Raw genomic sequence first — 11,861 nt, 5'->3', positions numbered from 1 at the left:
GGGCCGCGCCTGCGCCGCCGCCCACGCCGGGGGAGCCAGCCACGCCGCCTGCGCCACCGCCCGGCCCACCAGCTGCGCCGCCCGCGCCACCCGAATTGCCGGGCCTGTCGGTGCCGTTGGTGCCGCTCACGGCCCCGGCGGTGGGGAAGCTGGCGGCTGCCGTGCCGCCCAGCCCGCCCTGGCTGCCGGTGGAGCTAGCCAGGCCCGGCTGCGCCCGCAATACCGTCGTGCCGGCCCCGGTCGTCACCACGCTGGCCGTGCCGTTGAAGTTGTTGGGGCCGTTCGCGCCGGGGTCCACCACGTAATTGTTGTTGCCCGGGAGGGTGGTGGTGGCGTAGGCCGCGCCGCCGCCGCCGCCGCCAGAGCCGCCGCCGCCGCCGCCCCAGCCTTGGGCCTGCACGGTAGTGCCGGGGGGCAGGGTGAAGAGTTGAACCACGTTCGTAATCGTGGTGGTGCCAGCGCTGAGGGTCGTCGGGGTCAGCTCAGCCGTGATGGCCATCACGTTCACCACACCGCCGCTACTGGCATCGTTGGTGATGTCAATTTGCAAGAGGGCCAAATCCTCGTAGGCCTGAATCGGCAGCGTTACCGGAATTTCGTACAGGCGCGGGTTGCCGGCGTTGCTGTTGTCTACGCTTTGCCCCGTTGTGGTGCTTCGCAGCAACCGGCCAAAGCCCGACAGGGCCGCGTTTGCGCCGTTGAACCAGTCGGGCACGGCCAGCCCGGTTACGGTCTGGGGCGCCCCGTTGTTGAAGTTCATCGTCACCGAAATCGTGGACGCGCCCCCGCCCGAAGTCGCCAGCACGTACAGCTTTTTCACCACCACGTAGTTGGGGGCCAAGGTGAGCGTGCCGCTAGCTCCCGGAGCCAGCCGCAACGAGTTGTTGCCAGCAAAGCTGATGTTGTAGGGCTGCAACTGGTAGGGCAGGCCACTGGTAACGGCGCTGGTAAAGCGGCCGTCCGTCGGCAGCCCGTTCGGGCTGGTCGTGCCTTGGTAGCCGCGTTCGTAGAACACGTAGCCCGGCGAGCCGCCATCCACGCTGGCAGTGGTTTCGTTAGCGGGGGAGTTGCTGATATTCCGCATCACCACATCGGCGTTGAAGCCGGTGAGGGCTAGGGGCCAGTACACGGCCGCATCCTGCGCCGTGAACTGCTGCACGGCGCCGTAGGTGGTGCTCACGGCATTGGTCGCGTAGGCACGCACGTAGTAGGTGGTGCCGTTCGTCAGGTTGGTCAGGGTCTGCGAGAAGCTGCCCGTGCCGCTGCCAAGTGGCAGTTTCGTGTCGGCCGTGGTGGGCGTGGCGTTGCTGGTGCTGTACACCACGCCCCGGTCGGTCACGGTCGTGTTGCCGTCAAATGTCACGTTGCCGCCCAGCGTGGCCGCGTAGCGGGTGATGTTGGTCGGAGCCGCCGTGGTCACCGTCGGGTCGGTTGTGGTGAAGAAGGTTTGGCTGACCCCGTAGCTGGTACCGTTGCCGTTTCTGGCATAGGCCCGCACCGTGTACTGCGTGTTGGGGGTCAGTCTGTTAATCACGGTAAACGTGAATCTGCCCAAGCCGCCGTTCGCTACCAGCCTCGTGTGGCTAACGTCCGTAATATCTGGGGTGCTGGTGCCTTGCACGTACACAAAGCCGATTTCGGTTTGCTGGCCGCCCTCGGAAATCAAGTTACCCACAAACGTTACGCCAGTGGGCGTAATGCCTATCGGCGCGTCCGTGGTCACGATGGGCCTTCCCTGAGTCGAGAACTGCTGCACGGCGCCGTAGCTGGTGCCCAAGCTGTTGGTGGCGTAGGCCCGCACGTAGTAAGTGGTGCTCGGCATCAGGCCTGTCTGGGTCTGCGAGAAGCTGCCCGTGCCGCTGCCAAGTGGCAGTTTCGTGTCGGCCGTGGTGGGCGTGGCGTTGCTGGTGCTGTACACCACGCCGTACTCGGTCACGGCTAGGCCGCCGTCGGCCGTCACGTTGCCGCCCAACGTGGCCGAAGTGGTGGTGAGGTTCGTAGCGGCGTTCGTCGTTACGGTGGGGGTTGCCTTCACGTCAAAGGCCCGGCTGGTGGTGGTGCCGCCAGCCGTGGTCACGCTCACGTTCACGCTGCCCACGGGCAGGCTGCCGGGCACTACGGCCGTGATGCTGGTGAGCGAGTTCACCGTGACGCTGGCAGCGGCCGTGCCGCCGAAGCTCACCGTGCTGCCGCTGAGGAAGTCGGCCCCGGTCAGGGTCACGCTGGTGCCCGTCGGGCCGCTTGTGGGCGAGAGGCTGGTGAGGGTGGGCGCGGTGGGGTCGGTGCGGAACTGCACCACGGCCCCATACGAAGTGCCCGCGCCGTTGAAGGCGTAGGCCCGCACGTAGTACACGGTGTAGGTCGTCAGGCCGGTGATGGCCTGCGAGAAAGCGCCCGTGCCGCTGCCGATGGCCACTTTCACGTCGTAGATGTTAGGGGTGGGGTTGATGCTGCTATACACCACGCCGCGCTCGCTCACGGTCGAGCCATTGTCGGCCGTTACGTTGCCACCCATCGTGGCGCTCAGGTTGCCGATGCCCGTCACGGCCGCCGTCGTCACCGTTGCCGGAGCGAATACGGTAAAGTTCGGGTTTTGCATCGTGGTGCCCACGGGGGTGGTTACGCGGATGAAGCCAGTGCTGGCCCCGGCCGGCACGAGCACCGTGAGGCTGGAAGCCGAGTTCACGGTGACGCTGGTAGCCGCCGTGCCGTTGAAGGTAACCGAGGTGCTGCCGCTCACGAAGTTCGTGCCGCCGATGGTCACGCTCTCGCCCACCTGCCCGCTGCTCGGGCTGAGGCTCGAAATGGTCGGGAAGTTGGCCGGCAGGCCCGGCGTGGTGAAGGCGATATCGCTGCCGTAGGTCGTGCCCAGGCTGTTGATGGCGTAGGCCCGCAAAAAGTAGGTGGTGTTGTAGTTGAGGCCGGTGATGGCCTGCGAGAAGGCCCCCGTGCCGCTGCCTACTACCACCTGCGTGCCGTTGCTGATATCTGGAGCCACGATGGTGGTGCTGTACACAAAGCCGCGCTCGGTTACGGCAAAGCCGCCGTCGGATGTCACGTTGCCATTCAAGGTGGCTCTGTTATAAGCAACGCTGGTGGCCGCGTTGGTCGTTACGCTTGGGGCCGAGAGCACGGTGAAGGGCACGCCGTTGGAAGTGCCGTTCGAGTTCTGCACCGTCACGTTGCCGGTGGTGGCCCCGTTGGGTACCACGGCCGTGATGCTGGTGGTCGAGTTGGTGCTGCCCGAGGTGATGAGCACGCCATTGAAGCGCACGTTATTGCCGCCCAGCAAAAAGCCGGTACCGGTGATGGCCACGCTCGTGCCTACCGGGCCGCTCGTGGGGGTGATGCTGGTGATGGTGGGGGTGGAGCCGCTGCCGGTCGTGAACTGCCGCACCGCGCCGTAGCTGGTGCCGACGCTGCTGATGGCATAGGCCCGCACGTAGTAGGTGGTAGAAAGCGGGAAACCGCTCACGGCCTGCGAAAACGAACCGGTACCGCCCGCGCTTGCCCCGCTATTGATAACCACTTTGGTGTCGGCCGTAGTGGGCGGGTTGCTGGTGGTGCTGTATACCACGCCGCGCTCGGTCACGGTGTTGCCGTTTTCGTTGTTCACCGTCCCGCCCAGGCTGACGGTGGTGCCGGTTACGACGGGGTTGCTGGTGCCGACGCTGGCCGGCAAGACCACCGTGAAGGTAACCGTGCCGGAGTTGGTGCCGCTGGCATTGGTCACCGACACCACTTGGGGGCCGGTGAATGTGGCGTTGGCCACCACCGCCGTAATCTGGGTGCTGGAGTTCACCACAAAGCTGCTGGCGGCCCACCGGCCGAAGCTCACGCCGGTGGCCCCGGTGAAGCCGGTGCCAGTGATGGTCACGCTCGAGCCCCGCACCCCGCTGGTGGGGTTCACGGCGGTCACGGTCAGCCCCGGCACTACCGGACTCAGGGTAATCGAGCCGTTGCCGAAGGTAGTCGCCAGCGCGTAGCTGGTGCCGCTGCTGCCGGTAGCCGTCACAAACGACGAGCCGCCGCCGCCGCCCAGGCCAATGCCGGCCCCGCCGCCACCGCCGCCGCCGCCGTAATACCCGCCGCCGCCGCCGCCGCTGTAGCTGCCCACCTCTGCGGCACCGCCCACGTTGTTCACGCCGCTCGTGCCCGTGCCCACGCCTGCGCCTGGGCCGCTGGCTGTGCCGCCGCCGCCGCCGCCGTTGGGGGCATCGGCATTGTTGGGCGTGCCGCCGTCGCCGCCGTTTTCGTTGTAGCCGCCGCCGCCGGCCCCGCCCGCTACCACCAGGGCGTTGCGGCTGGTCAGGTAGTCGCCGGTGCTGCCGTTGCCAATGGCCCGGCGCAGGTCGGTGGCCCCGCCGCCGCCGCCGCCGTAGTTCTCGTTGGCAAAGTCGAGGTCGTCGCCTTTGGTGCCGCCGTTGTATCCGCCCGCCGAACCGGTTTGGTCATAAATGCCCTCGCCGCCGACCACGGCGGTCAGGGTTTCGCCGGGCGTAACGGTCACGATGGCCGTCACCACCGCGCCGTTGCTGCCGCCGCTGCCGCCCTGCGCCACCACCTTGAGCTGGGTGATGCCGGCCGGCACGACGTAGGTTTGGGGCGCGCCCGTGTAGCTCAGGGTGGTTACCTGGGCCTGGGCCGCGCCGGCCAGGCTCAGCAGCAGGGCCAGCAGCCACAGCAGCGGGCGCCCCGGCCAGGCAGCCCGGCCGGGGCGCAAGCTAGTGGGGGGTAAAATAGATTTTTCCATGTAGGTAAGGGAAAAGGGTGAAAAAAATGCCCGGCGGCCAGCCGGGCAAGGAATATTACGAACGCACAAAAGTCCTCTGACCAAACACCGTAGGCAAGGTTTTTGAGGCTCAACCTCAATCTTTGAGGTTACTCCCCGGCCGGGCGGCCCGGGCAGCACCGCTCCGGCCGCCAGGGCTCACCCGGCCAGCGCGGTGCCGGCCACCACCAGCGCCAGCACGCCGCTGACCACCGCCAGCCACAGCCAGGGCTGCACGGTGTGAGAAGGGAAAGCGCGGGTAGCGGGACGAAAAAAGCGGAAAGGCATGGCGAAACAGGTAAAATGTCCGGCCAACGGCCGGGTGAGAAGGACATTTGAGCTGCAAATATGCCAGGCTAAGCAATTCGCCAGCAAGCATTTTGAGGCTTAGCCTCATTCTTTGAGGACGAGCTGACCGGCTCTCCCCTCCCCCACGCGCCCAGCCACCAAAAAGCCCGGCCGCATTGCTGCAACCGGGCTTCACAAGTGGTAGGAGGCACCAAGCCTTTACCGGAGGCGGCTGGCGCGCTGGCGCAGGCGCCGCACCCCATAGGCCGCCCCGCCAGCCAGCAGCAAGCTCACACCGCCGTCGATGGGCACGTCGGTGGCCCCGCCGCCACCATTGCCGGGGCCGGGCTCGGGGCCGCCGCCACCGGGCTGGGCCATTGCGCCTTGCGTCAGGGCACCAGCGGCCAACAAGAGAGTCATTACAAGGAATTGTTTCATCAGGAAGAAAGCAGTAAAAGGCAAGAAAAGCTGGATGAGGCTCCCACCTTACGGAGGTGGGAGCCCATCACCTTTAGTCGATAACCACGCGCTTGGCCACGGGCTGGCCGTCGAGCGTGAGGCGCAGCGTGTACACCCCGGCGGCCAGGCCGCGCAGGTCCACCGTCGTTTCGGCCGTGGGCAGGGCCAGGGTGCGGATGCTCTGCCCCAGGCTGTTGAGCAGCGTGGCGCTGGCCGCCTTAGCGGCGGGGCGCAGCACCGTCAGCTGGCCGTGGGCGGGGTTGGGGTAAGCCAGCACCTGGGCTTCGAGGCTAGCCGCTGACGTTGCCAGCGGGGCAGCGACGGGCGTCAGGTTCAGCCAGAAGCGGCCGGGGGCGGTGTAGCCCGTCATCGTGAAGGCGTAGCTCGTGCCGGCCGTCAGCGCGGTGCGGGTGTTGGTCAGGTTGTCCACCAGCTCCACGCGGGCGCCGGTCAGGTTGGCGAAGCTAGCGGCCGTGAGGGTGTAGCTGCCGGCGGCCGGCACGCCCACGAACAGCGGGATGCTGGTAGCGGCAGCGAAGGCCGGGCGGCCATCAATAGCCAGCTGCTCGCCGGTGGCGGCCAGGGCGGCCAGGTTCAGGCCCGTGGGGTTGCTGAGCTTGGCGGCGTCAAACTGGCTGTCGAGGCCAGCCGTGGCCCCGGCTTGGGCATACACGTGCAGGGCGTCGGTGAGGCCGTTGCCGGCCAGGGCCAGCTGCAGCTGCGGGCGCAGGTCGGCGGCGTTGCGGCGCACCACGGCTTGGTCGGCGTAGCTGGTGCGGCGCTGGCTGTTGCGGAAGGTCAGCGTGCCGCTGGTCTGGCCGCTGCTTACCCGCACGAAGAAGCCCTGCGAGGAGCCCACCAGCGGGTCGCCGCTGCCCTGGCCGTTGACGTAGCTGCGGTACTGGCCCGCGTACTGGCTGGTGCTCTCGAAGACGTACATGGCGGCGTCGAGGCCGTTGCGGTCGGCGGCAGCCACCTGGCTCCAGTCGAGCGGGGCGGGGTACGGGTTGCCCACCAGATGCCAGCCCGCGTCGGCGGCCGTGGCCCCGGCGTTGCGGGCCAGGGTGCGGGTGTAGTCGCCGGTGTTGAGCGTGCCGATGACGCTTACGGGTTGTGGTCGGATGTTAATGGTGTAGGCCGTGCCCGGAGCCACGGCATCGGTAGCGGCGGGCGAGAACCAGCCTTTGTCGAAGGCCGACTGGTCGTTGGTGGTCGTGGCCAGGCGGCTCTGGTCGTAGCCGAAGATGTTGGGGTAGGGCGTGACGGTGCCCGGCGTGGCCGAGGTATTGTAGGCCGGATTGGGCGCAAAGGAGCTGCCCCGGCCGTATTCCAGGTCGTCAACAGTGGCACCGCTGACGGCAGCAGCGTAGTGGCGGTAGCCGAGGCCAGCGTTGAGGCTAGCGTCGTAGCTGCGCCGCACGCTGGCCGTGCTGCCCAGCACGCGGCCGGTGCCGGCGTTCACCACCAGGGCCGTGCCGCTGGTGGAGCCGCTGCTGAGGGTCAGGCGTTCCCCGTTGAGGTCGAGGTTGCCCGCCCCGGTCAGGTTGAGCACCTGGATGATGCTGACGCCCTGCGACAGGGTCAGGGTCGTGGGGTTGCTCAGGGTCAGGTTGCGCACGCTGAAGGGCAGGCCCTCGCCGGTCACCTGCGCCGCCGTGCCGTTGTACACGTAGCTCGCGTCCTGGTCAAACGTGAGGTCGCCGGTGAGCTGCACGGCGCCGGTGCTGCCGCTGCTGCTGATGCCGGCGGCATCGCAGATGTAGAGCGTAGCCCCGCTTTCCAGGGTGAAGTCGCCGCTGCCGGTCAGGGCCTGGCAGTTGGTGTTCAGGCTGCCGCCGCTGGTCACCAGCACGGTGCCGTTGGCTACCACGGCTCCGGTCAGCGTGGCGAAGCCGTTGGCCGTAACGGTGATGTTGTTGTAGGTGCCGGCCGCAATGCTCACCGGGCTAGCGGCGCTGCCGGTGCTGATGGTCAGGTCGGAGTACACGGTGAAGTTGTTGGCGCTGCCCGTGGCCGAGGTGCTGCCCGCCGTGGTCACAGTCACGTTGCCGCTGGTGGCCCCGGTGGGCACCGTGGCCGTCAGGCTGGTGGCCGAGGTGAAAGTCACGCTGGCGGCTGTGCCGTTGAAGCTCACCGTGCTGCCGCTGGTGAAGCCCGTGCCCGTAATCACCACTACATCGCCCGCGATGCCCGCCGTGGGCGAGAGGCCCGTGACGGTGGGCCCGGCCGCGCTCACGGTGAACGTCAGCGCGTTGGTGTTGACGGGAAAGAACATTGGCGGGAAACCGCCATTTGAGATGGAGTAGCCCCCCCGCAACGTGCCGGTGATGGCCCCACTGGGCACCACGAGGCCCGTAATTTGCGTTCCGGCCGCATTGACAGTGTAGCTGGAAGAACTCACGACGTTGTTGGTCGTGCCCGAAAACACAACGGACGTGAGGCGGTTCAGCCCCGACCCGTTCAGGGTAATGGTGCCGCCCACCGGGGCACTCCCCGGCGACACAGTGGTCAGGGTCGGGGCAGGGGCGCTGGTGGTGAAGGTGCCGGCGGAGCTATAACCCGTGCCGGCCACGTTGGTGGCATACACCCGGTAGATGTAGGTGGTGCTGGGAGTCAGGCCCGTCACGGTTGTGTTGAAGCTGCCCGGGCCGGTGCCATTCTGCACCACGGTGGCGTTGGCGAGCGTGGGCGCGGTGCTGGTGCCCGGCAAATACACCACGCCCCGGTCGGTAATGGGTCCTCCGTTCTCCGACGCGCTGCCCACCACTGTAGCCGTCGTGGCGGTCGCGGTCGTGCTGCCCATCGGATTGAATACCGTCGGGACCTCAGCCACGCTGAAAGCTACCGTATTGGACAAGCCACCGGAGGTGGAAACCAGCACAGTGGTGGCACCTGCAAACAGGCCTGCCGGTACCGTCGCGGTGATGGTGGTGGCGTTCACGACCGTCGCAGTTGCCGTAACGCCCCCGAACAACATCCCGCCACTCACAAATGGGTTAAATACGACGCGTGCGGGGCTGGTGAAGTCGGTACCAGTAAAGGTGACGGTGGCGCCCACCGGGGCCGTAGTCGGATTGACGCTGGTCAGGGTGGGCGCTTGCGCCCACGCGGCGGGGCCGGCCAGCAACACCAGCAGCAGGCCCAGCAGCCATGGCCACCCGGCGCGGGGCTGGGAATTGGGAAGGTGAAGGAAGTGTTTCATTAAGAAGAATGGGGGGTGAAAAGGAGATAAGGCCCGGCAACCGGCCGGGCGCGGCTGAATTGTGGGCACAAAACACCCCCCGCCCGCCGCTCTAAGCAAGCACTTTGAGGCTCATCCTCACTTTTTGAGGCTGGGGGATGAGGCCCCGCGTCAGCGAATCACCCGGATGGTGCTATTGCCAAAATCCGGCACGTACAGCGTGCCGGCCCCGTCGGCCGCCAGGCGGGTCGGGGCATTGAAGCGGGCCGGGGTGCCGGGGCTGCCGGTGGTGCTGCCGGCCACCGTCGTGACCGCCCCGGCGGGGATAATCCGGCGGATGTTGTGACAGAGTGCGTCGCTCACGTACACCGTCCCCATCGCGTCGGCGCAGATGCCCGGCACGTTGCCGAAGCGGGCCGCCGTGCCGGTGGCGTCGGTGGCGCCAAAGTTGCCGGCCAGGCGCGCCAGCGTGCTAACGACAAACTGATTGGGGCGGCCAGGGCCGTGCCGTCGGCGGCGGGAATATAGCCGGTGGTGCTGTTGAGCCAGCCCTTGCCGTTGTAGTAGTACAGCCCGGCCGTGCCGTCGGTCTGGTACACGGTCAGGCCCGCCACCGGGGCCCCAATGGCCGCCCGCTGGGCCGCCGTGAGCCGGGGCAGCAGCAGCCCCTGGGTGGTCTATTTCACTTCGAGCGCGGCCGAGGCATCGGGCGCCGTGGCCCCCGTGCCGATGCCCACGCCCTGCGCCTGGACTGCCCCACCACCGCCCAGCAGGCCAGCCAGCAGCGCCAGCCGAAACCAGGAGCGAACGGAGGTAGTTACAATGCGGGGACGGGCAGGGCACGGACGAACAGACATAGAGCAGGCGGCAGGGGGAAAAAGAAAAAGCCCGGCAGATGGCCGGGCGTGGGGAATGGTTGCGGCCACCAAGCCCCCCCAGCCGGGGGCCAGCCGCAAGCTTTTTGAGGCTTGGAGCGGTTTCGGGGTTAGTGGATAGTAGCGCGAACTTTGTAGTTCGCGTCCCCGCGCCGTTCACGCTATCCGAAAGGCGCGGGGACGCGAACTACAAAGTTCGCGCTACTGCGCACCGAAAGGCGCGGGGACGCGAACTACAAAGTTCGCGCTACTGCGCACGGCCTGTACACTAACTCCGAAACCGCTCTAACCTCAAACGTTGAGGCGGACCGGGCTTCGTCCTCCCCCTTTGAGGCCGTAGGAAGGTGGCAGGGCAGCGGGGGCCGGTGTTGCCGAGAGGACCTTGTCGCCGGTAGCGCCGAGGCCGCGCAGGGCTATCCACGCGGTGGGTGGGGCGCAGGGCGCGCCTGAGGCAGCGCTACGCCAACGGCCGGAGCCAGCTTGTGAAGTATTTGAAATCACCCAAAAAATACTTCACAAAAATTCGCCGCCGGGTGTGAAGTATTTTTACTTTTTAGCAAAATACTTCACAGCTTTTCCGCATTCGCCATGCCCCGCCGCGCCGCCTATTCGTCCCACCCGCTGGCCCGCGTGCGGGCCTGGTTTGGCCTCCAGCAGGCCGAGCTGGCCCTGTACCTAGGCATCAGCGCGCCGCTGGTGCATGCGCTGGAAAGCGGCCAGCGCCCGCTTAGCCTCGCGGTGCAGGTGGCACTGCTACCCCTGCAGCTGCAGCTACCCGCCCCCGGCCCGGCGGCCGAGGAAGCGGCGGTTGCCCCGCTCCCTTCTCCCCTGCCGCCCACCCCGCCCCCCCTGCCGCCCGGCACCCCCGCCCCCGATGCGGCCGCGCTGGCCTTCCGGCAGCGCCAGTGCCGGCACCAGGCGGCGGGCCTGCTGGCCCAGGCCGACGCCCTGGCCCGGCAGGCCCAGGTGGCCCAGCGCTGGGCCGCCGCCCTGCCCGCCCTGCGCGCCGCCCTGCCCCCCGACCCCGGCCCCCAGGCCGAGCCCGACCCCGCCCACGACTGGCCCGCCTGGCAAGCCTGGTACCGCCACCGCTGGCTGGCCCAGCGTCCCACCACCCTGCCGCCCGCCGCCAGCGCCCGCTACCACCTGCTGCGCCTGCGCGCCGAAGCCCTCGAAGCTGAGGCTGGCGCGCTGGCCGCCTTGCTGGGGCCGTAGCCGCTGGCCCTTAGTGGGTGAGAAGAAAAATAAAGTTGGTGGCCCGGGTACCAGATGAGTTTGTTGTCTGCTACATTTGAGCCGAAACATTTTTCTCACCATCAACCCTTTTACTCCTATGGCATACGACGTAAGCCTCCTCAAAACCCGAGCCGAGTGCATCACGGCCAAAACCGCCCTCGAAGCCGAGCTCGACGGCTACCAGAACCGCGACCAGAACGACGACTTCCAAGACCGGCAGGCCGGCCGCGCCCAGGCTTCCCTGAGCTCGCGCCTCACCACGGCTACTAACCGGGTGACGTACCTCGACGGCCAGTTGGCCCGCCCCGACCTCTCGGATGCCGACCGCGCCCGCTACGAAGACGAGCACCTGACGGCCACCTACCAGAAGGCCCGCCTCGCGAAGCGCGCCGCCGCCAGCGGCGGGGCTCCCGCCTTCCTGGAGCAGGTAGACGAAACGCAGGTCGACGGCCAGGTCGCCATCCTTAGCCAGGCCATTGCCGACGTGCAAGTCCACCACGACGGGCTGTCGGCATAAAGCCTTGCACCCCACGCAAGCAAAAGCGCCCCCGGCCAGCTGGCCGGGGGCGCTTTCGTTTTGTTCAGTCCAGCAGGCGGGCCTGGCGGGCGGCGTTCAGCAGGGCGGGAGCATTTTTGAGGGTGGCGAGGGCCAGCTCCTTGGCGGCCTGCTTCACTTCGTCCTTGCTCACATCGTGCACTTCGTCGCGCACCAGCTCGGTGAGTGCCTGGAAGGCGTGGGCCAGAGCCTGCCGGCTCGGCCGCTCCTGGCGCAGCTCGGCGTACACTTCGTCCCAGTGGGCGCGGATTTTCTTGCGGCGGGTGCGAAACACCGACTCGGCCCCCACCTGGGGCTGAATGGCGTCGAGTAGCTTCACCAGCGGCAATAGCTTGGTGGCGGCCTCGCCCAGCCGCGCGCGGCGGCTGGTGGGCTGAGAAGCGGGCGTTTCCTCGGTGGGCTGAACAGCGGACTCGGGCTGCATGGGGGCGTAAAACAGGTAAATACGCCCGAAGATACTACCGGCCGCCAACTTGCAGCCACCCAACGCAGAAG

Annotated in this window: 10 protein-coding genes; 2 read left to right on the top strand and 8 right to left on the bottom strand. The window is 67.6% G+C overall.

The genetic code is table 11. The features are described from left to right. From Q5H93_RS11160 to Q5H93_RS11135, 7 genes are all read right to left on the bottom strand, one after another. Positions 1 to 4,753: beta strand repeat-containing protein (locus tag Q5H93_RS11160; RefSeq protein WP_305006612.1), on the bottom strand; the 4,753-nt coding region annotated here is incomplete at its 3' end. A 177-nt stretch (positions 4,754 to 4,930) separates the two neighbouring features. Beyond that, positions 4,931 to 5,059 carry a hypothetical protein gene (locus Q5H93_RS11155; protein WP_305006611.1) on the bottom strand — a complete coding sequence of 43 codons (129 nt, stop codon included), beginning with the start codon at positions 5,057 to 5,059 and terminating at the stop codon, positions 4,931 to 4,933. A gap of 219 nt (positions 5,060 to 5,278) precedes the next feature. Continuing rightward, entirely contained in the window at positions 5,279 to 5,497 is a 219-nt protein-coding gene (locus Q5H93_RS11150) for a PID-CTERM protein-sorting domain-containing protein (protein ID WP_305006610.1), read from the bottom strand. 73 nt (positions 5,498 to 5,570) lie between these two features. Continuing rightward, positions 5,571 to 8,720 (bottom strand): DUF8693 domain-containing protein, encoded by a 3,150-nt coding sequence (locus Q5H93_RS11145; protein ID WP_305006609.1) that lies wholly within the window; start codon positions 8,718 to 8,720, stop codon positions 5,571 to 5,573. Positions 8,721 to 8,870: 150 nt separating this feature from the next. Then, positions 8,871 to 9,101 carry an NHL repeat-containing protein gene (locus Q5H93_RS11140; protein ID WP_305006608.1) on the bottom strand — a complete coding sequence of 77 codons (231 nt, stop codon included), beginning with the start codon at positions 9,099 to 9,101 and terminating at the stop codon, positions 8,871 to 8,873. Then, complete coding sequence (locus tag Q5H93_RS24290) at positions 9,059 to 9,364, bottom strand: phage tail-like protein (protein WP_501991644.1); 306 nt, start codon at positions 9,362 to 9,364, stop codon at positions 9,059 to 9,061. The genes Q5H93_RS11140 and Q5H93_RS24290 overlap by 43 nt, the downstream gene beginning before the upstream one ends. 12 nt (positions 9,365 to 9,376) lie before the next feature. Next, a complete protein-coding gene (locus Q5H93_RS11135) occupies positions 9,377 to 9,556 on the bottom strand; it encodes a hypothetical protein (protein ID WP_305006607.1) in 180 nt (59 codons plus the stop codon). Between the two features lie 606 nt (positions 9,557 to 10,162). On the opposite strand from Q5H93_RS11135, the gene Q5H93_RS11130 reads away from it, so the two are divergent. Both Q5H93_RS11130 and Q5H93_RS11125 read left to right on the top strand, forming a co-directional pair. Further along, entirely contained in the window at positions 10,163 to 10,789 is a 627-nt protein-coding gene (locus Q5H93_RS11130; RefSeq protein ID WP_305006606.1) for a helix-turn-helix domain-containing protein, read from the top strand. A gap of 118 nt (positions 10,790 to 10,907) precedes the next feature. Next, entirely contained in the window at positions 10,908 to 11,327 is a 420-nt protein-coding gene (locus Q5H93_RS11125) for a hypothetical protein (RefSeq protein WP_305006605.1), read from the top strand. 64 nt (positions 11,328 to 11,391) lie between these two features. Here Q5H93_RS11125 and Q5H93_RS11120 read toward each other — a convergent pair whose 3' ends face one another. Further along, a complete protein-coding gene (locus Q5H93_RS11120; protein ID WP_305006604.1) occupies positions 11,392 to 11,790 on the bottom strand; it encodes a hypothetical protein in 399 nt (132 codons plus the stop codon). Positions 11,791 to 11,861 lie beyond the last annotated feature (71 nt).

This window comes from Hymenobacter aranciens, assembly GCF_030580865.1.
In the GTDB taxonomy this organism is placed as follows: domain Bacteria; phylum Bacteroidota; class Bacteroidia; order Cytophagales; family Hymenobacteraceae; genus Hymenobacter; species Hymenobacter aranciens.
Note: the sequence above shows the minus strand (reverse complement) of the source record. Positions and strands in the feature narration are given on the sequence as shown.